This is a genomic window from Cupriavidus sp. 01L43, from assembly GCF_056399925.1.
This window is the reverse complement of the sequence record NZ_JBFTSH010000010.1, coordinates 75,453-99,027: the sequence shown is the minus strand read 5'-3', so window position 1 is coordinate 99,027 and position 23,575 is coordinate 75,453. Positions and strand designations below refer to the sequence as shown.

Annotated in this window: 24 protein-coding genes; 6 read left to right on the top strand and 18 right to left on the bottom strand. The window is 65.0% G+C overall.

Annotated elements, in window-relative coordinates:
* The first annotated feature begins 1 nt into the window (after position 1).
* On the top strand, positions 2-802 hold the full coding sequence (gene dkgB / locus AC1DP9_RS17615; protein ID WP_477108046.1) for a 2,5-didehydrogluconate reductase DkgB: 801 nt from the start codon (positions 2-4) through the stop codon (positions 800-802).
* 7 nt (positions 803-809) lie between these two features.
* Here the strand turns inward: dkgB and AC1DP9_RS17610 are convergent, their stop codons facing one another.
* The 6 genes from AC1DP9_RS17610 to guaB form a co-directional block, all read right to left on the bottom strand.
* Positions 810-1,316 (bottom strand): DUF1993 domain-containing protein, encoded by a 507-nt coding sequence (locus AC1DP9_RS17610; RefSeq protein WP_092297696.1) that lies wholly within the window; start codon positions 1,314-1,316, stop codon positions 810-812.
* A gap of 155 nt (positions 1,317-1,471) precedes the next feature.
* Positions 1,472-2,515: an endonuclease/exonuclease/phosphatase family protein gene (locus tag AC1DP9_RS17605; RefSeq protein ID WP_092297693.1), complete on the bottom strand. Its 1,044-nt coding sequence runs from the start codon at positions 2,513-2,515 to the stop codon at positions 1,472-1,474.
* Between the two features lie 143 nt (positions 2,516-2,658).
* Entirely contained in the window at positions 2,659-4,827 is a 2,169-nt protein-coding gene (locus tag AC1DP9_RS17600) for a TonB-dependent siderophore receptor (RefSeq protein WP_477108045.1), read from the bottom strand.
* Positions 4,828-5,062: 235 nt separating this feature from the next.
* Positions 5,063-6,682, bottom strand: a complete 1,620-nt coding sequence (guaA, locus tag AC1DP9_RS17595; protein WP_477108044.1) for a glutamine-hydrolyzing GMP synthase — start codon at positions 6,680-6,682, stop codon at positions 5,063-5,065.
* Positions 6,657-7,334 (bottom strand): hypothetical protein, encoded by a 678-nt coding sequence (locus AC1DP9_RS17590; protein ID WP_092297684.1) that lies wholly within the window; start codon positions 7,332-7,334, stop codon positions 6,657-6,659. The genes guaA and AC1DP9_RS17590 overlap by 26 nt, the downstream gene beginning before the upstream one ends.
* Before the next feature lie 107 nt (positions 7,335-7,441).
* Positions 7,442-8,905, bottom strand: a complete 1,464-nt coding sequence (gene guaB, locus AC1DP9_RS17585) for an IMP dehydrogenase (protein WP_092297681.1) — start codon at positions 8,903-8,905, stop codon at positions 7,442-7,444.
* 115 nt (positions 8,906-9,020) lie between these two features.
* Between guaB and AC1DP9_RS17580 the strand changes: the two genes are divergently transcribed.
* Positions 9,021-9,980 (top strand): DMT family transporter, encoded by a 960-nt coding sequence (locus AC1DP9_RS17580; RefSeq protein WP_477108043.1) that lies wholly within the window; start codon positions 9,021-9,023, stop codon positions 9,978-9,980.
* 105 nt (positions 9,981-10,085) lie between these two features.
* Positions 10,086-10,646, top strand: a complete 561-nt coding sequence (locus AC1DP9_RS17575) for a DUF4124 domain-containing protein (RefSeq protein ID WP_144195097.1) — start codon at positions 10,086-10,088, stop codon at positions 10,644-10,646.
* Between the two features lie 36 nt (positions 10,647-10,682).
* On the opposite strand, the gene AC1DP9_RS17570 is transcribed toward AC1DP9_RS17575, so the two are convergent.
* Positions 10,683-11,015: an RnfH family protein gene (locus AC1DP9_RS17570; protein WP_441590814.1), complete on the bottom strand. Its 333-nt coding sequence runs from the start codon at positions 11,013-11,015 to the stop codon at positions 10,683-10,685.
* 10 nt (positions 11,016-11,025) lie between these two features.
* Positions 11,026-11,466, bottom strand: coding sequence for a type II toxin-antitoxin system RatA family toxin (locus tag AC1DP9_RS17565; RefSeq protein WP_092297669.1), 441 nt, complete (start codon positions 11,464-11,466; stop codon positions 11,026-11,028).
* Positions 11,467-11,652: 186 nt separating this feature from the next.
* Here AC1DP9_RS17565 and smpB point away from each other — a divergent pair, with 186 nt between their 5' ends.
* Positions 11,653-12,105 carry an SsrA-binding protein SmpB gene (gene smpB / locus AC1DP9_RS17560; RefSeq protein ID WP_092297666.1) on the top strand — a complete coding sequence of 151 codons (453 nt, stop codon included), beginning with the start codon at positions 11,653-11,655 and terminating at the stop codon, positions 12,103-12,105.
* A gap of 60 nt (positions 12,106-12,165) precedes the next feature.
* Here the strand turns inward: smpB and AC1DP9_RS17555 are convergent, their stop codons facing one another.
* The 3 genes from AC1DP9_RS17555 to ppsA form a co-directional block, all read right to left on the bottom strand.
* A complete protein-coding gene (locus AC1DP9_RS17555) occupies positions 12,166-13,095 on the bottom strand; it encodes an SPFH domain-containing protein (RefSeq protein ID WP_092297664.1) in 930 nt (309 codons plus the stop codon).
* Positions 13,096-13,152: 57 nt separating this feature from the next.
* Positions 13,153-13,578 carry an NfeD family protein gene (locus AC1DP9_RS17550; RefSeq protein WP_441590811.1) on the bottom strand — a complete coding sequence of 142 codons (426 nt, stop codon included), beginning with the start codon at positions 13,576-13,578 and terminating at the stop codon, positions 13,153-13,155.
* A 151-nt stretch (positions 13,579-13,729) separates the two neighbouring features.
* Complete coding sequence (ppsA, locus tag AC1DP9_RS17545; RefSeq protein ID WP_092297658.1) at positions 13,730-16,114, bottom strand: phosphoenolpyruvate synthase; 2,385 nt, start codon at positions 16,112-16,114, stop codon at positions 13,730-13,732.
* A 246-nt stretch (positions 16,115-16,360) separates the two neighbouring features.
* Here ppsA and ppsR point away from each other — a divergent pair, with 246 nt between their 5' ends.
* Together ppsR and AC1DP9_RS17535 are read left to right on the top strand one after the other, a co-directional pair.
* The gene (gene ppsR, locus AC1DP9_RS17540) at positions 16,361-17,296 is read left to right on the top strand and encodes a posphoenolpyruvate synthetase regulatory kinase/phosphorylase PpsR (protein ID WP_255370907.1); all 936 of its coding nucleotides are present in this window, start codon (positions 16,361-16,363) and stop codon (positions 17,294-17,296) included.
* A 78-nt stretch (positions 17,297-17,374) separates the two neighbouring features.
* Positions 17,375-17,857, top strand: coding sequence for a hypothetical protein (locus tag AC1DP9_RS17535; RefSeq protein WP_477108042.1), 483 nt, complete (start codon positions 17,375-17,377; stop codon positions 17,855-17,857).
* A gap of 2 nt (positions 17,858-17,859) precedes the next feature.
* Here the strand turns inward: AC1DP9_RS17535 and AC1DP9_RS17530 are convergent, their stop codons facing one another.
* From AC1DP9_RS17530 to AC1DP9_RS17500, 7 genes are all read right to left on the bottom strand, one after another.
* Entirely contained in the window at positions 17,860-18,648 is a 789-nt protein-coding gene (locus AC1DP9_RS17530; RefSeq protein WP_477108041.1) for a TrmH family RNA methyltransferase, read from the bottom strand.
* A 9-nt stretch (positions 18,649-18,657) separates the two neighbouring features.
* Positions 18,658-19,320 carry a ribonuclease HII gene (rnhB, locus tag AC1DP9_RS17525; protein WP_477108040.1) on the bottom strand — a complete coding sequence of 221 codons (663 nt, stop codon included), beginning with the start codon at positions 19,318-19,320 and terminating at the stop codon, positions 18,658-18,660.
* A complete protein-coding gene (gene lpxB / locus AC1DP9_RS17520; protein ID WP_477108109.1) occupies positions 19,320-20,453 on the bottom strand; it encodes a lipid-A-disaccharide synthase in 1,134 nt (377 codons plus the stop codon). The genes rnhB and lpxB overlap by 1 nt, the downstream gene beginning before the upstream one ends.
* 87 nt (positions 20,454-20,540) lie before the next feature.
* The gene (gene lpxA / locus AC1DP9_RS17515; RefSeq protein ID WP_441645145.1) at positions 20,541-21,344 is read right to left on the bottom strand and encodes an acyl-ACP--UDP-N-acetylglucosamine O-acyltransferase; all 804 of its coding nucleotides are present in this window, start codon (positions 21,342-21,344) and stop codon (positions 20,541-20,543) included.
* Positions 21,345-21,429: 85 nt separating this feature from the next.
* On the bottom strand, positions 21,430-21,882 hold the full coding sequence (gene fabZ, locus AC1DP9_RS17510; RefSeq protein ID WP_092297643.1) for a 3-hydroxyacyl-ACP dehydratase FabZ: 453 nt from the start codon (positions 21,880-21,882) through the stop codon (positions 21,430-21,432).
* The gene (gene lpxD, locus AC1DP9_RS17505) at positions 21,879-22,985 is read right to left on the bottom strand and encodes a UDP-3-O-(3-hydroxymyristoyl)glucosamine N-acyltransferase (RefSeq protein WP_092297640.1); all 1,107 of its coding nucleotides are present in this window, start codon (positions 22,983-22,985) and stop codon (positions 21,879-21,881) included. Before lpxD ends, fabZ begins: the two co-directional genes overlap by 4 nt.
* A gap of 49 nt (positions 22,986-23,034) precedes the next feature.
* Positions 23,035-23,562, bottom strand: coding sequence for an OmpH/Skp family outer membrane protein (locus AC1DP9_RS17500; RefSeq protein WP_092297637.1), 528 nt, complete (start codon positions 23,560-23,562; stop codon positions 23,035-23,037).
* Between the last annotated feature and the right edge of the window lie 13 nt (positions 23,563-23,575).

Here is a 23,575-nt window from a genome sequence, read left to right as displayed (position 1 = left end):
CATGCAGATTCCGCAACTTGGCCTTGGCACCTTCCGACTCAAGGACCAGCAGGTCATCGATTCCGTGACGATGGGGCTGGAGGTGGGTTATCGCCACATCGACACGGCCCAGATCTACGGCAACGAGGCCGAAGTGGGCCGCGCGATTGCCGCCAGCGGCGTGCCGCGCGACGACCTGTTCGTGACGACCAAGATCTGGACCGAGCACCTGGGCCGCGACGCCCTGCGCGCCAGCCTTGAGACGAGTCTTGAGAAACTGAAGCTCGATCGGGTCGATCTGACGCTGATCCACTGGCCGTCACCGGGCGACGCGCTACCGGTGGCCGAGTATATGGAGGCGCTGGCGCAGGCCCAGGCCGCCGGGCTGACGCGCGCGATTGGCGTGTCGAATTTCACGATCGGGCATCTGAAGCAGGCCATCGACGCCGTTGGCGCGCCGGCCATCGCCACGAACCAGATCGAACTGCATCCCTTCCTGCAGAACCGCAAGGTGGCGGCGTTCATGCGCGAACAGGGGATCCATCTGACGGCCTACATGCCGCTGGCCTACGGCAAGGTGATGGAGGATGCGGTGCTACGGCGGATTGCCGCCGTGCGTGACGCCACGCCGGCGCAGGTGGCGCTGGCGTGGCTGATGCAACAGGGCTATGCGGTGATTCCGTCGTCCACCCGGCGCGCCAACCTTGAGAGCAATCTTGGCGCGGCGCGGATCACGCTGACGGCGGGCGAGATGGCCGAGATTGCCGCGCTGGACCGGGGCGAGCGRCTGGCCAACCCCGGCTTCGCGCCGCAATGGGATTAACGGCGGCTTACCGCGCGCCGAGGTAGTCCAGCTTGCCGATCTGCACGCCCTTGTGGCGCAGCAGGTCGTAGGCGGTGGTCACGTGGAAGTAGAAGTTCGGCAGCGCAAAGCCCAGCAGGTAGCTCTTGCCGTCGAAGGTGACCGGGCCGTTGCGGAGCTTGAGTTCCACGGTGCGCGTCTCGCTGCCTTCCAGCTGTTCGGGACGGATCGACTTCAGGAAGCCGATGGTCTTGGCGATGCGCTCCTGCAACTCGGGGAACGTCGCCTCCGTATCGGCATAGGACGGAATCTCGATCCCGGCCAGCCGGGCGGCGCAGCCCTTGGCGGCATCGCTGGCGCGCTGCACCTGGGCGGGCAGCGCGTCCATGTCGGCAATCAGACGCGTCTGAATCAGCTCGGATTCATCGATCCCCTGCGCCTTGGCGTGGGCGGCGCCTTTTTCAAGAATCGCCGACAGGTTGTTCAGCGCGCGGATGAACGCCGGGATCGAAACGTCATACATCGAGAGGGCCATTTGGGCTCCTTGGGTGCGGTGTCGTGGGGGTGCGCGGCGGTGCCGCCGTCTGTGCTGCAGACCGGAGGATAGATCGAATCGGCCCGGCTTGCTGAAGGCACCCCGGGCACCCCGGGCACCCCGGGCACCCCGGGCGGCCCGGGCGGCCCGTGCGGCTACGCCAGCAGCCCGTCGAGATAGGCGTCGCCATCGTCGATGCCGAATTCGACCCACATCGGCAGATGGTCGCTCATCCGGTAGGTGCGCCACTCCTTGAAGCCGCGCCCCGGCTTGGCGGCCCGCTGCCGCGCATAGGCGGGCTCGTCCTCGAGCCGGTAGACGTGCTCGTAGAAATCGAACACGCCGGCCTGGCCGGTGGGCGCCAGGTGCGCCAGCTTGCTGAGGTAGGCAATCTGGTCGTAATGCTTGTTCTTGTCGACGTTGGAGCCCGGCACGGCCTGCAGGGCGTCCGGCACCGCGAATCCGGCCCGGGTCATGGCCTCCATGGTCACGTCGTTGCGGTTGAAGATGTTGAAGTCGCCCAGCACGATCAGGTTATCCGCCTCCGGCGGCGTGCCGGGCGCGTATTGCGGGGCGCTGGAGAGCTTTCCCGCGTTTTTGGCCAGCGTGCGGGCGAACGCCGTGATCTCGGCCAGCCGGCGCGGGTCCACGGCCACGCTCTTGCCATAGTAGATGTGGACCGTCGCCAGCGTCAGGTAGGCCCAGCCGGCGCGGAAGCCCGCGATATAAGGCGAGCGCGCCATCTGCACCGGCTCCTCGGGCGCGCCCTTTTCCTTCGCCAGCACCAGCTCGGCGGCCAGCCCGGTGAACGAGACCTTGCGCCGGTCGTACAGGTAGGCCATGCGCTCGGCGTTGCCCGAGGTGCCCAGCGTCACGTCCGTCACGAGGAAATCCCACCAGCTACCCAATATCCGTTGCAGCCGCTGGAGCGGATAGAGCCCGCTGCGCACCTCCTGGATCGCGATCAGGTCGAAGCGGCTCAGGATTTCGGCTATGTAGTAATACGGCTCGTCGTCCCGGTAGCCGTACTTGCCCGAGTCGAACTCGCGGATATTCCAGGTGGCCAGCAGCAGCGTGCGGGTGGCGGTGCGCGCGGGAATGGCGCCGGCCAGCGCGGGCCGCAGGCGTTTCAGCCCGTCGATGGTCCGCTTGCGGATCTCCGCGTCCTCGATCTGTTTCAACCCTGCGTAATACGGCATGTGTCACTCCGGGGTGGATGGTGAGACGCATTGTCACAGCAGACTAAGACAGTTCTGGTCGATCCTGGGAATTGTCTGACGAGGGTCAAAAAAAACGCCGGCTACCCTTGGGCAAGCCGGCGTTCGCATTCCTGATTGGGCGATCAGAAGCGGTAGGTCACATTGCCGATGATCGTGCGCTGCGTGCCGAAGAAGCAATCACCGCGTGCGATACAGGTGTTGACGTACTGCTTGTTGAACAGGTTGTTCATGTTCAGCGACACGCGGATCGGGCCGTGATCGTAGGCGAGCACGGCATCGAACAGCGTGAAGCCGCCCACGCGGTTGTTGCCAGTGCCGTCATAGGACGGACCGCTGTAGCGCACACCCGCCCCGGCCACAAAGCCCGGCATGTCGAACAGGCTGAAGCGGTAGTTGGCCCACAGCGACGCCATGTTCGCCGGGATGCTCGCCAGCCGCTGGCCCTGCTCGGCGGCCGTGCCTTCGATGACCTTGGCGTCCAGGTAGGTGTACGTGGCGATCAGGTCCAGCCGGCCCAGCGACACCAGCGCCTCCAGTTCCGCCCCGCGCGTGCGCGCCTCGCCCACCTGCACCGTGCCGGGCAGGCCGTTGACCACGCCGGCCACCTTGCGGTTTTCTTCGCGCATATCGAACAGCGAGGCGGTCAGCGTCATGTTCTTGCCGGGCGGCTGGTACTTGACGCCCACTTCCCACTGCTTGCCGCGCAGCGGCTTGAACGCGCCCCCGTCCACATTGAAGCCGGCCTGGCCCTGAAACGATTCCGCATAGCTGACGTAGGGGTTGAGGCCGAAGTCCGAGCGGTACATCAGGCCGAAGCGCTTGGTCAGCTCGTTGTCGTCACGCGAGCCCGCCGGCGTGTTGTCCTGCGCCGCGCGCGACCAGTCGTAGCGCAGGCCCAGCATCAGCAGCCACTTGTTCCATTCGATCTGGTCCTGCAGGTAGGCGCCGGTCTGGATCTGCTTGGCCGGGGCCAGGTCGCGCGTGGAAGTGGGCGCCTGGTAGTTGCCATAGACCGGGTTGAACACGTTGATCGGCGCGGCAAAGCCGCCCACGCCGGTGCGGCCCGTGATCTCGTTGTTCTGGTAGTCAAAGCCGGACAGCAGCGTGTGGCGCACGGGGCCGGTGCCGAACTTCGACTGCACCTGTGTGTCGACGGCCAGCTGGTTCAGCGTCGGCTGGTTCAGGTAGATGGTGCGGCGCAGCATCGTGTCGCTGCCGGGCACCCATCCATGCGTGGCGCCGGTGTAGCCGGCCGTGTAGATGCTGCGGTAGTCGACCGTGCTGTGCGAATAGCGCAGGTTCTGGCGCACCGTGAAGGTATCGTTGAACTTGTGCTCGAACTGGTAGCCCACGGCGTGCTGCTGGGCCGTGTACTTGTCGAAGCCGGGCTCGCTGATGAAGAAGCTCTGCGGGATCTGGCCGGCCGGGTTCTCGATCTGGGTGCCGCGCCACGGGAAGAAGCCGATCATCGAGCCCGTATCGTCCTTCTGGAAGTTGGCCAGCAAGGTAAAGCTGGTGTCGGACGTCGGCCGATAGGTCAGCGAGGGGGCGATGTAGTAGCGGTTGTCCTTGACGTAGTCCACCGAGGCATCGCTGTCGCGCGCCAGGGCCACGAAGCGGTAGAGCCACTTGCCGTCGGCATCGATCGGCCCCGTGAAGTCGGCCTGGATCTGCTTGCGGTTGAAATTACCGAAACTCACGCCGATTTCACGCGCGGCCTCGGCCTGCGGACGCTTCGACACGAGATTGACCACGCCGCCCACCGAGCCCTGGCCGTACAGCATGCCGGACGGCCCTTTCAGGATCTCGATGCGCTCCAGGGCGTATGGATCCGGGCGCGTGTTGTTATAGAACCCGACGGCATTGAGCAGCCCGTCGAGGTACTGCGTGGAATCGGTGCCACGGATCTTGATCGAATCCGTGCGGTTGTCCGTGCCGAACCCCGCCGCCGAGACGCCGGCCGTGTAGCCCGCCGCCTGCGCCACCGACTGGGCGCCCGTGAGTTCGATCCGGTCACGCGTGATGACGGTGATCGACTGCGGCGTTTCCATGATCGGCGTGTCGGTCTTGGTGGCGGTCACGGCTTGTTTCGCCACGAAGCCGTGTACCGGGCCGGTCGGCGATTCGGGGAGACTGCTGCCTCGGACGGTGATCGTCGGCAACTCCTGGTGGGCGGGAGCAGGTGCCTGCTCCTGGGCCAGCGTGACGCTGGCGGCTTGCATGCTCAAGGCAAAGGTGGTCAGGCGGAAGGCGTGCGAGCCGCGAACGCGGCGCCGGGCGCATACAGACATTGCAAGATATCTCTACTGATGGGAAATGATAATGCGAATGACTCGCATTTCTTTTGCCATTGTAATGTCATGTAATGGTCTCGATACATTTATCGCCGGTTTGATTGTCAGGCGTCGCGCACGCACCACACTGCTATTGGCTGTCTCGTTTGGGGATCCCGAAAAGAAAACGGCCGGGGCGATGGGCCCCGGCCGTTGATACGTCACTGCTCCGCAGGCCCCGAAGGGCCTGGGATTATTCCCACTCGATCGTCGCCGGCGGCTTGCCCGAGACGTCGTACACCACTCGATTCAGGCCACGCACCTCGTTGATGATGCGGTTCGAGCAGCGGCCGAGCAGCGTGTACGGCAGGTGCGCCCAGTGAGCGGTCATGAAGTCGGTGGTTTGCACCGCGCGCAGTGCCACGACGTAGTCGTACGTGCGGCCATCGCCCATCACGCCCACGGACTTCACCGGCAGGAACACCGCGAAGGCCTGGCTGGTCAGGTCGTACCAGCTCTTGCCCACCTGCTGCGGCTCGCACAGGCCCGCCGCGGCGTCTTGCTCCGTGGCGATGGTCTTGCGCAGTTCCTCGATGAAGATGGCGTCCGCGCGGCGCAGCAGCTCGGCGTAGTCGCGCTTGACCTCGCCCAGAATCCGCACGCCAAGGCCCGGGCCCGGGAACGGATGGCGGTACACCATCTCGGGCGGCAGGCCCAGCGCCACGCCCAGCTCGCGCACTTCGTCCTTGAACAGGTCGCGCAGCGGCTCCAGCAGCTTCAGGCCCAGCGTCTCGGGCAGGCCGCCGACGTTGTGGTGGCTCTTGATCGTGGTCGCCTTCTTGGTCTTGGTGCCGCCCGATTCCACCACGTCCGGGTAGATCGTGCCCTGCGCCAGCCACTTGGCGTTGGACAGCTTCTTGGCCTCGGCCTGGAAGACTTCGACGAACTCGCGGCCGATGATCTTGCGCTTCTGCTCGGGGTCCGTCACGCCGGCCAGATGGCCCAGGAACTGCTCCGAGGCGTCGATATGGACCACCTTGGCGTGCAGGCGGCCCGCGAACATCTCCATGACCATCTTGCCTTCGTCCAGGCGCAGCAGGCCGTGGTCGACGAACACGCAGGTCAGCTGGTCACCGATGGCGCGATGGATCAGCGCCGCCGCCACCGACGAATCCACGCCGCCGGACAGGCCCAGAATGACTTCCTCGTCACCCACCTGTTCGCGGATCTTGGCCACGGCTTCGGCGATGTGGTCGCGCATCACCCAGTCGGCCTTGGCCCCGGCGATCTTGAGCACGAAGCGCTCGAGCATCTCGCGGCCCTTCGCGGTATGGGTGACTTCCGGGTGGAACTGCACTGCGTAGTAGCCGCGCGCCTCGTCGGCCATGCCGGCGATCGGGCAGCTCGGCGTGGACGCCATCAGCTTGAAGCCCGCCGGCAGTTCGGCCACCTTGTCGCCATGGCTCATCCAGACCTTGAGCATGCCGTGGCCTTCGGGCGTCGAGAAATCCTCGACGCCATCGAGCAGCTTGGTATGCCCATGGGCGCGCACCTCGGCGTAGCCGAATTCGCGATGGTCGCTCCACTCCACCTTGCCGCCCAGCTGCACGGCCATGGTCTGCATACCGTAGCAGATGCCCAGCACCGGCACGCCGAGGTCCCACACGGCCTGCGGCGCGCGCAGCTGGTGGTCTTCGTAGGTGCTGGCGTGGCTGCCGGACAGGATGACCGCCTTCGGCGCGTACTCGCGGACGAATTCGTCGGTCACATCGTTAGGATGGATCTCGCAGTAGACGTGCGCCTCGCGAACGCGGCGGGCAATCAGCTGCGTGACCTGCGAGCCGAAATCAAGGATGAGGATTTTGTCGTGCATGATGGGCGTTTGGCAGAGCTTCCGGCTCGGGTTCGGGCATGACCTCGGTGCCCGGGCCGTAGCCGGGTGGTGGGGTGATGACCGGTTCGCGCCGGTATTCGGGGGATCCATGCGGGCGTGCCGGGTTGGCGGCGCCGGGTTGTTGGTGCGGGTCGGCGGGGTCGACGGCATCGACCGGCGTGCCGGGGTAGTACACGGGGCCATCGCCATGCCGGGCGGCGCGCAGTTCGGCTTCGCGCTGGGCCAGTTGCTCCCGCTCGCGCAGGCGCACGCGCTTCGCGGCGGGCATCTGCACCACGGCGAAGAACAGCATGACAGCGGCCAGCGTCAGCAGCCAGACCTTGCCGGCGCCCTGTACGGGCATGTCCAGGAACAGCGTCCACGCCACGATCAGCACAGCGCTCACCAGGTTCACCTGGCCCACCGTGCGTGCCACGGGCACGGTCAGCTGGCCGTTAATGGCAGCCTGGAACAGCAGCCACGCCATGCCGATCATCGCCACGCCGAGCAGCTGGCCGAACATGGCCGGCTGCGGCTGCGGCAACTGGAGTGCGGCATACAGCGTCGTGAACGGCGACATCAGCAGCAGGATGCCGAGCAGCAGGTCTAGCAAGGCGTCGAAGAACAGCACGGCTCGCAATAGTACTTTCATGGGCGCTCCTTTTTCCTGATGCTTCTTGCGTCGCGGCCGCGCGGCCTCGTCAACCTCGACGTTGCCAGCGCGGCCGTGATGCCCAGGTCGGGCGGGCCATATCGTGATCAGTCGATATGGTAGTTCGGCGCTTCCTTGGTGATCTGCACATCGTGGACGTGCGATTCGCGCATGCCGGCGGCCGTGATCTGCATGAACTCGGCCGTCTCGTGCCAGGTGGCGATGGAGCTACTGCCGCAGTAGCCCATCGACGCACGCACGCCACCGGTCAGCTGGTGGATGATCGCCATGACCGAGCCCTTGTAGGGGACCCGGCCCTCGATACCTTCGGGCACGAGCTTGTCGACGTTGGCGGTGTTGTCTTCCTGGAAGTAGCGGTCGGCGGCGCCGTCCTTCATCGCGCCCACGGAACCCATGCCGCGATAGCTCTTGAACGAGCGGCCCTGATACAGGAACACCTCGCCCGGCGCTTCCTCGGTACCCGAGAACATGCCGCCCATCATCACGGTGTGCGCGCCGGCCGCCAGGGCCTTGGCCACATCGCCCGAATAACGGACGCCGCCATCGGCGATCAGCGGCACGCCGGTGCCCTTGAGCGCCTCGGCCACGTTGGAAACAGCGGTGATCTGGGGCACGCCCACGCCGGCCACGATCCGCGTGGTGCAGATCGAACCGGGGCCGATGCCCACCTTCACGCCGTCCGCGCCATGCTCGACCAGCGCCAGCGCGGCCGCGCCGGTGGCGATGTTGCCGCCCACGACCTGCACCTGCGGGAAGTTCTGCTTGACCCAGCGCACACGGTCCAGCACGCCCTGGCTGTGGCCATGCGCGGTATCGACCACAATCACGTCCACGCCGGCCTTGACCAGCAGTTCCACGCGTTCGTCGTTGTCCGGACCCACGCCCACGGCGGCGCCGACGCGCAGCTGGCCGTGATCGTCCTTGCTGGCCAGCGGGTTGTCCACGGCCTTCTGGATGTCCTTCACGGTGATCAGGCCGCGCAGCTCGAATGCGCTATTGACCACCAGCACGCGCTCCAGGCGGTGACGGTTCATCAGGCGCTTGGCCTCGTCCAGCGGGGCGCCTTCGGCCACGGTGACGAGTTTCTCGCGCGGGGTCATCTTGGCGCGCACCGGGGCGTCGAGTTCTTCCTCGAAGCGCAGGTCGCGATTGGTGATGATGCCGACGACGGTCTTGCCTTCGAGCACGGGGAAGCCGGAAATGCCATGGTGCTGCGACAGCGCGATCACATCGCGGATCTTCATGTCCGGCGAAATGGTGATCGGATCACGCAGCACACCCGATTCGTACCGCTTCACGCGCGCCACTTCACGCGCCTGGTCGGCCGGTTTCAGGTTCTTGTGGACAATGCCGATGCCGCCGGCCTGAGCCATCGCAATGGCAAGCCGGGCTTCCGTCACGGTATCCATGGCGGCGGACACGAGCGGAATGTTCAGTTCGATTGAACGGGTAAGGCGGGTGCGGAGGGAAACATCCCGGGGCAGGACGGCCGAATAGGCCGGTACAAGCAGCACGTCATCGAATGTGAGTGCTTTCTGGACAAGACGCATAGCAAATCCTCTAGGCGCAAAAGCAGATTATACAGGAATGCAGGATTTGCTGATGCGTTCTTGCATCCCCCTTGCTATTCTCGGCCTCCCTTCCACAGATCACAACAGGAGTCCGATGGGCATCGGCGTTTTGTGCGGGCTGCTGGCCGGCGCGTTCTGGGGCATGGTGTTCATCGCGCCGAAGCTGCTGCCGGCGTTTTCGCCCTGGGAACTCGCCATTGGCCGCTACCTGGCCTATGGGCTGGTCGCCTTCGTGGCGGCGCTGCCGCTGATGCGGCGCCTCGCAAAAAAGCTAACTCGGGGCGATTGCGTCGCCTTGCTGCGCCAGGCGTTCACCGGGAACCTGCTCTATTACGTACTGCTGGCGTTTGGCGTGCAGCTGGCCGGGGTCGGGCCGACCTCGCTAATCATCGGCATCCTGCCGGTTTCCATCACGATCATGGGCCGCCGCGACCACGGCGCTGTGCCGCTCTCGCGGCTGGTCTGGCCGCTGCTGGTGGTGGCGGCCGGCATCGCCAGCATCAATATCGACCTGTTTGCCGGGGGCGGCGGTGCGCATGGCGCGGCGGCAGACGCCCTGGCCCGCCCGGCGTGGCAGAAAGTGGCTGGCGTGGCCTGCGCGGCGGGCGCGCTGGTCTGCTGGACGCTCTACGCCGTGGACAACGCGCGCTACCTCCAGCGCCATCCGCATTACAGCGGGAACGAGTGGTCGGCCCTATACGGGCTATCTACCGGGCTGGTTTCCGTGGTGCTGGCCGGCATCGGCTGGCTCGTGGCCGGCGACGCGCTGACCGCCCCGGGCAGCGGGCGCGAATGGCAGTGGTTCTGGACGGTCAACGCCGCCGTGGCGCTCGGGGCGTCGCTAATTGGCAACAACCTCTGGAACATCGCCAGTCGCCGCCTACCCCTGACGCTTTCGGGGCAAATGATCGTTTTTGAGACGCTGTTCGCGCTGGCATACGGGTTTGTGTTCGATCACCGCTGGCCACGGCCGCTGGAGTTGGCCGCTGTCGCCCTGCTGATCGTCGGGGTGGCCTGGTCCGTGCGCTTGCACGCCACGGACAAGTCTGCGTAGACTACCGGCATGACGCGGGGGTCACATGGTTGTCAACCCTCCTACCGTCCGGTTTTCATCGCCAACCTGGCATTTTTCCGCCCAGACGCCACAGACACTCTTGCCATGAACCGTTCGACCGCGCTGTACCTGCTTGTTGCCGCCAGTCTCGCCGTGCCCGCCACGGCCTTTTCCCAATGGCAGTGGAAGGACGGCACCGGCCGCATGGTTTATAGCGATGTACCGCCGCCGCCCTCCGTGCCGGACCGCGCCATCGTCATGGCACCCGGCCGCGCGGCAGGCGCCTATCGCCCGGTGGAAGCCGAAACCGCCGCGAAGGCCGATGGTCAAGCTGACGCCAAGGCCCCCGCAGGCGACGCGCCCCGGGCCCGCCAGGTCAGCGCGCGGGCCAAGGACAAGCCCGCCGCCGGCACCGATCCCGATCAGGCCTTCCGCGAGCGCCGCGAGGAGCGCCTCAAGGCCGACCTGGAAGCCGCCACCAAGGAACGCGAACAACTGGCCCGCCAGACGCGCTGCGAAGAGATGTCGAATTACGCCACGGGGCTGCGCGAAGGCATGCGCATCTCGAAGGCCGGCCCGGATGGCGCCGCGCACCGCCTGAACGGCGATGAACGCGCCGCCGAACTCGACAAGGTCAGCCAGTCGATGGCCCAGCACTGCAGCTGAGGCATGGGGTGGGCGCCGGATAGGCCGCCCGCCCAGTCAACTCCCCTGCCCGCCCCCGCCGCGCAGCCATTTCAGGCCCTCGCGCGTGCCGGTAGCCCGGGTCTTCTGCACGCGCTTGCGGCGTGCCTGCTTGGGATCGGCGGTCAGCGGCCGGTAGACCTCTACCCGATCTCCCTCCCGAACCAGTGTTTCCGCGGTCTTGAGCTTGCCGTAGATGCCGACGCGTGCCGTCGTCGGGTCCACTTCGGGATACGCCTCGGTCAGGCCGCTGGCGCGAATCGCCCCCTCGACGCTCGTGCCAGCCGGCACCGAGACTTCCTTCAGGAACACCGCGTCAGGCTTGGCGTAGCAGACCAAGAGCCGCACCATGGCACCAGGATCAGCCGTTGTTGGCATACACCACCTCGGCGCGCTTGACGAAGGCATCGACGAACGTATTGGCAATCATGCTGAACACGGGACCGATGATTTTCTCGAGGATGAAGCTCGAAAACTCGTAATGGAGGTGAAATTCGATCTTGCAGGCGTCGGCGCGCAGCGGCGTAAAGCGCCAGGAGCCATTGAAGGTCTTGAAAGGACCGTCCGCGAACGTCATATCAATGCGTGTAGGACGCTCCTGCACGTTCCGGGTATGGAAATACTGCTTGATGCCGTTGAAATGGATATGGATCTTCGCGTCGAGCAGCGTCTCGGTGTTCTCGAAGATCTCGACGCCACCACACCATGGCAGGAACTTGGGATAGTCCTCCACGCGGGTGACCAGGTCATACATCTGCTCGGCCGAAAAGCCAAGCAGGACGGATTTATGGACGTCTGCCATGTAATCGGATGCGGGCGCCGCCAGGGGCTGGGCCCGAACGGGGCGGGTTTGCTAGAATCCCGATTTTAGCCGACACGCGGGTCGACGGCATCCCCGGCGCACATGGCGCCCCTCGATGACGCCACAACGGTCGCTCCCCTCTTTGCCGCAGCGCGGCAGCCTTGCTCAGGAATCCACCACGTACGCATGACCATCGCTGATAACAAGAAAGCCTTTTTCGACTACTTCATCGAAGAACGCTACGAAGCCGGGATTGTGCTGGAGGGCTGGGAAGTCAAGGCCATCCGGGCCAACCGTGTGCAGATCAAGGAAGGCTACGTCGTGGTGCGCAACGCCGAGATGTACCTGATCGGCGCCCATATCAGCCCGCTGCAGAGCGCCTCCACGCACGTGACGCCGGACCCCGTGCGCACGCGCAAGCTGCTGCTCAAGGCGGACGAGATCAAGAAGCTGATCGGCAAGGTCGAGCAGCGCGGCTATACGCTCGTGCCGTTGAACCTGCACTACACGCGCGGCCGCGTGAAGTGCGAAATCGGCCTCGGCAAGGGCAAGAAGCAGTTCGACAAGCGCGAAACCGAGAAAAATCGGGACTGGCAGCGCGAAAAGGCGCGCCTGATGAAGAGCGATAACAAGGAATAAGAAAAAACGGAGGCCATGGCCTCCGTTCTTGTCTGGCGATGCCGCGTCAGTGCGCGTCGCTCAGGTCTTCTGCTGGGTTTTCACGATTTGCAGTGCCGAGGCGATCATCGAACTCATTTCGCCAAGGTTGCCCGGCACGATCAGGGTGTTGCCCTGCTTGGCGAGGTTGCCAAACGCGGCAACGTATTCCTCGGCCACCTTGAGGTTGACGGCTTCCGCGCCGCCCTCGCCCCGAATCGCGTGGCCGATCTTTTCGATGGCCTGCGCGTTGGCTTCGGCCACGGCCAGGATCGCCGACGCGTCGCCCTGGGCCCTGTTGATCGCCGCCTGCCGCTCGCCCTCGGACTTCTGGATCGCCGCCTCACGGGCGCCGGAGGCCAGATTGATCTGCTCCTGCCGCTTGCCTTCGGAAGCCGCGATCAGCGCCCGCTTCTCGCGCTCGGCCGTGATCTGGGCCTGCATCGCATGCAGGATCTCCTTCGGCGGCGTCAGGTCCTTGATTTCGTAGCGCAGCACCTTCACGCCCCAGTTGGCGGCGGCTTCGTCGAGCGCATTGACCACGCTGTGGTTGATGTACTCGCGCTCCTCGAAGGTCTTGTCCAGTTCCAGCTTGCCGATCACCGACCGCAGCGTGGTCTGCGACAGCTGCGTGATCGCGACCACGAAGTTGCTCGAGCCATAAGACGCCTTCATCGGATCCGTCACCTGGAAGTACAGCACGCCATCCACCTGCAACTGTGTGTTGTCCTTCGTGATGCAGACCTGGCTCGGCACATCGAGCGGAATCTCCTTGAGGATGTGCTTGTAGGCCACGCGATCCACGAACGGCACCACGATCGTCAGGCCGGGCGTCAGCGTGGCGTGGTAGCGCCCCAGACGCTCAAGCACCCATGCGTGCTGCTGCGGCACGATCTTGATGCCCTTGGCAATCAGCACGATGGCCGCGATGAGCAGAATCAGTGGAAACAGCCCGAGCTGGTAGGCAAGCATGTACAACTCCCGTCAAATAGGAAAACTGCTAGTCATTGGATGGGTGCCGCGCAGGAATCAGCGCGGCGAGACGATCAGCGTGGTACCCCGCACCTCGACAATGCGGAAGCGACCCGGAAGCGGCTCGGTGTTCGGCGCCAGCTCCACGCTCCAGTCAGCGCCGCGATACGGCACGCGGGCACGCCCATTCGGGTCCCAGGCAGAGACATCGAGTTCCTGGCCGATATCGAGGTTTACATCGGGATCCGTCGATGCCGTACCCCGACGCAGCGTGCCATAGCGTGTGCGGCGCAAGGCCGCGATACACGCGATGGCTACCAGGGCCGCCGTGACCGTTTGCGCCGGTACACCGAGGCCGGCAAGCGCGGCCACACCACCGGCCGCCACGCCCACGGCGATCATCAGCAGATAGAAGGTGCCCGTCGCCATCTCGGCAATCACCAGCACCACTGCCGCGGCGAACCATATGTAGTAAGACGACATCCCGCTCCTTTTCCCAATAAAAAACCCCCGCCGCGCCATAGGCGCCTGCGGGGGCTGTGCAACACCTGCCGCAGGGCCGGTGCCACGCGGCGTCCCGGGTTCAGCCGGGCACCGCTTTGGATGAGTTATCGCTATTGTGACGCCAAATGCCTTACGAAGCCAGTTGCTTCCAGGTTTCGACCACCGAATCAGGATTCAGCGAGATCGACTTGATGCCTTCCTTGGCGAGCCACAGCGCGAAGTCCGGATGGTCCGAAGGGCCCTGACCGCAGATGCCGACGTACTTGTCCAGACGCAGCGCCGTGGAAATGGCGCGCTGCAGCATGAAGATCACAGCGGGATCGCGCTCGTCGAAGTCCTTGGCCAGCAGTTCCATGCCGGAATCGCGGTCCAGACCCAGCGTCAGCTGCGTCAGGTCGTTCGAGCCGATCGAGAACCCATCGAAGAACTCCAGGAACTCCTCGGCCAGGATCGCGTTCGACGGCACTTCGCACATCATGATGATGCGCAGGCCGTTTTCGCCGCGCTTCAGGCCGTGCTTGGCCAGCAGCTCGATGACCTTCTTGGCCTGGCCCAGCGTGCGCACGAACGGCACCATGATCTCGACGTTCGTCAGGCCCATTTCGTCGCGCACGCGCTTCATGGCCTTGCATTCCATCTCGAACGCTTCGGCGAAGTCCTCGGCGATGTAGCGCGACGCGCCACGGAAGCCCAGCATCGGGTTTTCCTCGTCCGGCTCGTAGCGCGAACCACCGATCAGCTTCTTGTATTCGTTCGACTTGAAGTCGGACAGGCGCACGATCACGGGCTTCGGATAGAACGCCGCGCCGATCGTGGCGATGCCTTCCGCCAGCTTGTCGACGTAGAACGCGCGCGGGCTGGCGTGGCCACGGGCCACCGATTCCACGGCCTTCTTCAGGTCGGCATCGACCTGCGGATAGTCGAGGATGGCCTTCGGGTGAACGCCGATGTTGTTGTTGATGATGAACTCGAGGCGGGCCAGGCCCACACCGTGGTTCGGGATCTGCGCGAAGTCGAACGCGAGCTGCGGATTGCCCACGTTCATCATGATCTTGGTTTCGATCTCAGGCATTTCGCCGCGCTGGACCTCGGTGATCTCGGTCTCGAGCAGGCCGTCGTAGATGCGGCCTTCGTCGCCTTCGGCGCACGACACCGTCACCAGCGTGCCGTCCTTCAGCAGATCGGTCGCATCGCCGCAGCCGACCACGGCCGGCACGCCCAGTTCACGGGCAATGATGGCCGCGTGGCAGGTACGGCCGCCACGGTTGGTCACGATGGCCGAGGCACGCTTCATCACCGGCTCCCAGTTCGGGTCGGTCATGTCTGCCACCAGCACGTCGCCCGGCTGCACGCGTTCCATCTCGGACGGATCGTTGATCACGCGGACCGGGCCGGTACCAATCTTCTGGCCGATGGCGCGACCGCTGGTCAGCACGGGCGCCGTGCCTTTCAGCTTGAAGCGCAGCTCGGCCTTGCCGGCGGACTGGCTCTTCACCGTCTCCGGGCGCGCCTGGAGGATGTAGATCTTGCCGTCCTTGCCGTCCTTGCCCCACTCGATGTCCATCGGGCGGGCATAGTGCTTCTCGATGATCATCGCGTACTTGGCCAGCTCCGACACATCGGCGTCGGTGATCGAGTAGCGGTTACGCAGTTCGGGCGCCACATCGACGGTCTTCACGCGGCCGGCTTCACCCGGGCCCGTGAATTCCATCTTGATCAGCTTCGAGCCAATCGAGCGGCGGATGATCGGGTACTTGTTCAGCTCCAGGGTCGGCTTGAAGACGTAGAACTCGTCCGGGTTCACGGCGCCTTGCACCACGGTCTCGCCGAGGCCATAGCTCGACGTGATGAAGACCACGTCGGGGAAGCCCGATTCGGTGTCGATGGTGAACATCACGCCCGACGCCGCGAGGTCCGAACGGACCATGCGCTGCACGCCGGCGGACAGTGCCACGACATCGTGGGCAAAGCCCTTGTGCACGCGGTACGAGATGGCGCGGTCGTTGTAGAGCGAGGCGAACACGTGCTTGATCTTGTCGAGCACGTCGTCGATGCCGCTGACGTTGAGGTACGACTCCTGCTGGCCGGCGAACGAGGCGTCCGGCAGGTCTTCGGCCGTGGCCGAGGAACGGACGGCGAACGATGCCTCGGCGCCTTCACGGGCCGACACGCGGGCATAGAACTCGCGGATCTCCTGTTCCAGGCGCGGCTGGAACGGAGCGGCGGCAACCCAGCCGCGGATCTCGGCGCCGGCTTCCGCCAGGGCCTTCACGTCATCGACGTCGAGCGTCTTCAGGCGATCCGAAATGCGGGCGGTCAGGTCGTTGTGTTGCAGGAAGTCGCGGAACGCGAGCGAGGTGGTAGCAAAACCGCCGGGAACACGGACGCCAGCCTCTGCCAGCTGGGAGATCATCTCCCCCAGCGAAGAGTTCTTGCCGCCGACGGTTTCCACGTCATGCATGCGCAACTGCTCGAACGGCAGCACATAGGCGCCGTTATCTGCCTGGTTAGTCATAAAAGCCTCAAAAACAAAGTAAGAAATCGGTGTCACCGACCGGTATGTTGTTGGGGTTCTGTTCCCGGCGGATCGCTTGGCTAAACCATTCCGGAGCGCAGGCGGATGCTGCGGCGCACATTGTCGACAATCGTGCCGCAGATCGTTGCTGCACCGGCGCGTACGGAATTGCTTAGCCAAAAGATCGCCGCTATTCTACCGTGCCGCACCGCACTTTCGCGTGGCAGCCTCAAAAATTGACCAGACATGTCCCTTCCCGAAGCGCCTGATGCGCCCCAACAGGCGCCTGCGCCCGGCACGGCGGCAAGCCCTGCCACCTCTCCCGCCGCGTCGCCCCCGGCCACTGCCAGCACTGGCGATCGCCCTGCCATCCGTACGGTTTTTATTGTGTCGGATGGCACCGGGATCACGGCCGAGACCTTCAGCCACTCCATTCTGGCCCAGTTCGAAATGCGCTTCCGCAAGGTGCGGATGCCGTTCGTGGACACGCCGGAAAAGGCACACGTGGCCGTCGGCAAGATCAACGAGGCGTTCTATAACGAGGGCGTGCCGCCCATCGTGTTCACCACGCTGGTCAATGCCGAGGCTAACAAGGCCCTGCGGCGCGCCAAGGCGATGATCCTGGACATGTTCCAGACCTTCATCGAGCCGCTGGAAAAGGAGCTGGGCCTCAAGTCCACACATGCAATCGGCCGCTTCCACCAGAATGCGGACACCGAGGCCTACAAGAACCGGATCGAGGCGATCAACTTCTCGCTGGCCCACGACGACGGCCAGTCGCACAAGAACCTGGAAGAAGCGGACGTGATCCTGGTCGGCGTGTCGCGCAGCGGCAAGACGCCGACGAGCCTGTACCTGGCCATGCAATACGGGCTGAAGGCCGCCAACTATCCGCTGATCCCAGACGATTTCGAGCGCGGCCGCCTGCCGTCGGCGCTCTACGCGTTCAAGCCCAAGATCTTCGGGCTCTCGATCGACCCGCAGCGTCTCACCGAGATCCGCAACGAACGGCGCCCGGGCAGCAAATACGCGGCGCTGGAGAACTGCCGCTACGAGGTCAACGAGGCCGAGGCCATGATGCGCCGCGAAGGCATCAAGTGGCTCAGTTCGACGCACAAGTCGATCGAGGAGATTGCCACGACGATCCTCCAGGAAATCAAGATCGACCGCGACAACTATTGAGATTTTGAGAATCGTCCCGTAGCGCAGGAGACGCTACGGGGTCACCATCGGATGGTCAATCACTCACCGCGAGGAAATATGACCACCATGGTTGCTGGCCACGCCTTCCTACCCCCTCCCGGCAATGACGGGCGCCGCCTGCGCGATCGCCCGCCCCCGCCGCCCGTGCGGCACACGCTTGGCATGCGCATCGCCAGCGTCATCTTCGCAGCCGTTGTCGCATCGCTCGGGGGAATTTTCGGCATCATCGAGCTGAGCGCCCGGCACACGCGTGCCGCCATTGATGGCGAGCTGAAGACCATTCACGCCCAGCAAGAAGCCCACAGCCAACGGTTGGATCGGTTCGAATCGGCGGTCCTGTATCAGTTCGGCCAGGTCAACGAGCGGTTCGACAAGCTGGACGCACGGATGGACAAATCGGAAGCCCGGATGGATCGCATGGAAGACCGGCACGAGCGGGGATTGGCGCGACTGGAAGGCAAGATCGACAGGATCGCCGAGCACATCGGGATGTACAGCGGCGCGCGGCGGTTGCCGGCCACTCGCCAGCCGAACTCCTGATGTCAGCGCGATGCCGCGCGCCGCTGCCTGACCGTTTCAAACAGGCAGACAGCGGTCGCCGCCGCCACATTCAGCGACTCAAGGCCGCCCGGCTGCGGAATGCCGACGGTCCGCGAGACGCGTGCCATCCATTCCGGACTGACACCTGCGCCTTCGTTGCCGACGACCCAGCCCACCGGCTGGCGCAAATCGGTGTCGAACACGGCCGCGTCGGCATGCGACGACGTCGCCAGCAAGGGCACGGCAAGCCGGCTTTCGAGCATATCGAGAGTGCAATGCTCGACGATGTTGAGGTGGAAGTTCGCGCCCATGCCCGCGCGCAGGGTCTTGACCGACCACGCAAACGCGCAGCCCGTGGTCAGGAAGGCGTGCGGAATCCCCGCAGCGGCAGCGCTGCGCAAGATCGATCCGACATTGCCGGCGTCTTGCACGCCGTTCAGGATCACGCAATCCGTGTCGATCGTGGACGGCAGGTGCCCGCCGGGCGTGTCGATCACGAGCATCAGGTCGATGCCGTTCACCACACTCGTAATCTGCGCGAACAGCGCATCCGCCAGCAGGACAACGCGGTCCGGATCAATGCCTTCCAGCAGTGGGCGCACTTCGGCGTGATCGTAGTGCCGCTCTGACACGACGCAACTGGTCGGCTGCCCTCGCGCGGCCACATACGCCTGCGCGAGGTGCACGCCATCGAGCACGGACTGCCCCGCCTTGCGGCGTGCGTGCGTGGACCCAGTAAGGGCCTTCAGGTGCTTGAACAGCGCATTGTCGCGCGAGGTGACGTGCTTCAAGGATGTGTCTCAGAAAGGCAGCGCGTCGCGCTCCAGCACCACCCGCACCGGCGCAAACGAGCGGCGGTGATGCGGTGTCGCGCCAAACTGCTGGAGCGCGGCCAGATGCTGGGGCGTGGGATAGCCCACATGGGCATCGAAGCCGTACTGGGGATATTCCAGGTGCAGCGCGTGAAGCTCGCGATCGCGGGCCACCTTGGCAAGGATCGACGCAGCGGAAATGGCTCGCACCTTCGCGTCGCCCTTCACGATGGCCTCGACCGGATACGGGACCTGCGGACAGCGATTGCCATCGACCTGCACCAGATCGGGCAAGATGCCGCTCGCCGTCAGGCCCGCCACGGCGCGCTGCATCGCCAGCATGGAAGCGTGCAGGATATTGAGCGAGTCGATTTCCTCGACCGAAGCCGACGCGATGTGCCAGCCGATCGCCCGCTCGCAGATGCGTTCGAACAGCACTTCGCGCTTATCGGCGCTCAGGATCTTCGAGTCGGCGAGGCCCCGGATTTGCCGCTCCGGGTTCAGGATCACGGCGGCGGCATAGACCGGCCCCGCCAGCGGACCGCGCCCGGCCTCATCCACGCCACAAAGATGGCGTACGACGGCAACGGTTTGGGTCAACTCCAGCCCCATCTGCGGCGACGGACCCTTGCCGGCTTTCTGGCTGGCCATCAGCGCACACCCCGTTCGTGCATGAGATCCACCACCACGCCGGCGGCGAGGTTGGCCGTGTCGCGCTTCAGCGTCTCGTGCATGGTCGTGAAATGTTCCCGCAAGAAGGCGATATTGCCCTCGTCGTTCAGTTGCAGCAGCGTCTCGCGCGCCAGCGCCTCCGGCGTGGCGTCGTCCTGGAGCAGTTCTGGCACCACGAACCGCCCTGACAGAATATTAGGCAAGCCCACGTAAGGCAGGTAGCCCTGCCGCTTCATGATCTGCGCGGTGAGCCAAGGCACCTTGTACGAGATGACCATCGGCTTCTTGTAGAGCGCCGCCTCGAGCGTAGCCGTGCCGCTGGCCAGCAGCACGACGTCAGCGGCCTCCATGGCCAGATGCGACTGGCCATCCACCACGGTCAGGTCGATCTCCGGATAGCGCTCGTGCAGCCCGCGGATAATCTCGTGCAGCGGCGCGCTGGCTGCCGGCAGAACGAATGCCAAGTTGCCGTCCATGCGATGCATGCGTGCCATGGCCGCAAAGAACGTCGCGCCAAGGTTGCGCACCTCGGACTGCCGGCTACCCGGCAGCACCGCGACGATGCGCTTACCTTCGGGCAGGCCAAGCTTTTCCCGCGCGCCCTGGACGTCAGGCACCATCGGAATCACATCGGCCAACGGATGACCGACGTAGGTCGCCGGAATGCCGGCCTTCGCATAGATCTCGGGCTCGAACGGGAACAGGCAGAGGATGTGGTCCACCGCGCGCGCGATGGTACGAATGCGCCCGCCGCGCCACGCCCAGATTGACGGGCTGACGAAATGCACGACAGGGATACCCGAGCGGCGCAGGGGCACTTCCAATCCGAAATTGAAGTCGGGCGCGTCGACGCCGATGAAACACAGCGGCGGATTGGCCAGCAGCTTCTCGCGAATTGCCCGGCGCGTTGCCAGGATTTCCCGCAGCGAACCGAGCACCTCCACATAGCCGTTGACGGAGAGCGTCTCCATCGGCCAGTGCGAGACGAAGCCCTGCGCCATCATGCGGCGGCCGCCGATGCCCGCGAAGTCCACGGACTCGCCCAGCCGCGCATGAAGCCCTTCAAGCAGGAGCGATGCCAGCAGATCGCCGGAAGCCTCCCCGGCAACCATGGCAATCGTGCCACGCTTGTTGACATTCGCCCGAGCTACGGCGGGCGGATCGGCCTGCACTGCGGCGTGAATCATGTGCGGCGCGGCTTAGCGGACGATGCCGCGCTGCGTCGCGGCCAGGAATTCGACGAAGGCACGCAGTGGCGCGCCGGTAGCCGCATCGGTCTGGCCCAGCAGGGCCGAGATCTCGCTGCGCGCCTCGTCGAAGCCCAAGTCTGACTTGTACAGCAGCTTGTAGGCCTGGCGCAGGGCGGCGATCTGGCCGGCATCAAAGCCCCGGCGACGCAGACCTTCCACGTTGACACCGTGCGGCGTGGCCTTGTTGCCGTTCTTGTCGCTCGCGGCGATCACGAATGGCGGCACATCCTGGACGAGCGCCGACGCGCCGCCCAGCATCGCATGGGCGCCGATGCGCACGAACTGGTGCACGCCGCTCATGCCGCCGAGAATGGCCCAGTCGCCCACTTCCACGTGGCCTGCGATCTGCGCGTTGCTCGAAAACACCGTGTTGTTTCCCACGCGGCAGTCGTGCGCGATGTGCACGTAGGCCATGATCCAGTTGTCGTTGCCGAGGCTGGTCACGCCCTGGTCCTGCACCGTGCCGGTGTGGATCGTCGTAAACTCGCGAATCGTGTTGCGGTCGCCAATCTCGAGCCGGGTGGGCTCGTTGGCGTACTTCATGTCCTGCGGCGTGCCGCCCACCGAGGCGTACGGCCCGATGCGGTTGCCTTCGCCGATGGTGGTATGGCCTTCGACGGTGGTATGCGAGCCGATCCGGGTGCCGCTGCCAATCCGCACGTTCGGACCGATGATGGAAAACGGACCGACGGTCACGTCGGCGCCAAGTTCTGCCTTCGGGTCGACCAGTGCGCTGGGATGGATTTGCGTCATACGTCCTGTCCTGTGGTCTGAATTCGGTTGAGTCCCGCGTGTTGCCACGCGGGACGGGGCCCATGGGTGGGCGCGGCGGCGCCGATCAGCCTTCGGCCTGCTTGACCGTGCACATCAGTTCCGCTTCGCAGGCGATTTCGCCGTCCACGGTGGCGCTGGCCTTGAACTTCCAGATGCCGCGAATGTAGCGCTCGACGGTCACATTCAGGTGCAGCTGGTCGCCGGGGTAGACCACACGCTTGAAGCGCGCGCCATCGATACCCACGAAGTAGTACAGCGCGCCTTCCTTGCGCTCCATATCGGCGCCGAAGGTCAGCAGGCCGGCCGACTGCGCCAGGGCCTCGAGGATCATCACGCCCGGCATCACGGGTTGATCGGGAAAGTGCCCCATGAAGTACGGCTCGTTGATCGTGACGTTCTTAAGCGTCTTGATCCGCTTCTGCGGCTCGAACTCCAGCACGCGATCGACGAGCAGGATCGGGTACCGATGCGGCAGCAGCTTCAGGATCTTGCGGATGTCGATGTCGGATGCGGTCATGATGATTTCTCTTCGTCTTGTTTGGTATTGGACCCGGCGGACTGGCCGCGCAGGCGGCGTTCCAGCGTGACCACGCGCTCGCGCAGCTTGGACAATCCGCGCACGATGGCCGCATTGCGCTCCCACTCGCCATGCGTCGTGAACGGAAACACGCTGGTGTAATGCCCCCCGGGTTTCGTAATCGATTTGGTAATCGAGGTGCCGCCGGACACCGTCGTCCGGTCGGCGATATTCAAATGGCCCGCGAAATTGGCCGATCCGCCAATCACGCAGAAACGGCCGATGCGGGTGCTGCCGGCCACCGCCGCGCAGCCCGCAATGACCGTATGGGCGCCCACCCGCACGTTGTGCGCGATCTGGACCTGGTTGTCGAGCTTGCAGCCCTCCTCGATGACCGTATCGGCCATCGCGCCGCGGTCGATGGCCGTATTGGCGCCCACTTCCACGTCATTGCCCAGCACGGCACGGCCAACCTGCGGAATTTTCACGTATTCCACCCCGGCCGGACCGATGTCCGGCGCGAAGCCAAAGCCATCCGCGCCCACCACCACGCCGCTGTGCAGGATGTTGCGCGCACCCACCACGCAACGATGATAGACGGAAACGTTCGCGTAAATGAGCGTATCGTCGCCGATCTCCGCGCCTGCGCCGATAAAGGCATTCGCCAGGACCCTTACCCGCTCGCCCAGCCGCGCGCCAGCCTCGATCACCACGTTGGGGCCGATAAAGCAGGACGCCGGCACCACGGCATCGGCGGCCACGCTCGCGCGCGGGTCGATGCCAGTGCGCGGATCGGCATTCGCCTCACGGTCGAAGCGCTGCGCCACGCGGGCAAAGCAGACATACGGGTTGCGGGCGACCAGCCAGTTGCGGCCGTCGGCCTGGCCATCGGCGCGAATACGCTCGAGGTCGGCCGGCGAGACGATGACGGCGCTGGCATTGGAGGCCAGCGCCTGCGGCAGGTACAGCGGATTGGACAGGAAAGACAGGTCGCCGGGGCCGGCCTGGTCGAGCGGCGCCAGGCCGCGCACGGCGAGGTCGGGATCACCCACAACCTGCGCGCCGTTTTCGGTGGCGAGCTGACCCAGTGTGGGTGTCTGCATGGCGGTACTTCCTTGAAGAACGAGACAGCGACGAACGAGCGCGCGCCGCTTACTTGCTGCCGGCGTTGAGCGCCTTCATCACGTCATCGGTAATGTCGATGCGTGGATTGACGTACACCGCTTCCTGCACGATCAGATCGTACTTGCGCTGCTCGGCAATCTGGCGGATCACCCGGTTCGCGCGCTCCAGTACCTGGGCCAGTTCCTCGTTACGGCGCTGGTTCAGGTCCTCGCGGAACTCGCGTTGCTTGCGCTGGAACTCGCGATCGAGATCGGCCACTTCGCGCTGGCGGCGCTGGCGGTCGGAATCGGCCAGCACAGCCGTGTCCTTGTCGAGCTTGTCGGCCATGCCCTTGATCTTCTGGGCCATGTCCTGCAGTTCGCGATCGCGCTTCGAGAATTCCTGCTCGAGCTTGACCTGGGCAGCCTTGGCCGGCTGCGAGTCACGCAGGATACGTTCCGAGTTGACCGCGGCAATGCGTGCCTCCTGAGCCATCGCCGGGGCGGCTACGCACAGGGCCGCTGCGGCCAGCGCTGCGGCGCTCAGGGATTTCATCAGTGGTGTATGGAGTTTCATGAAACAAATCCTT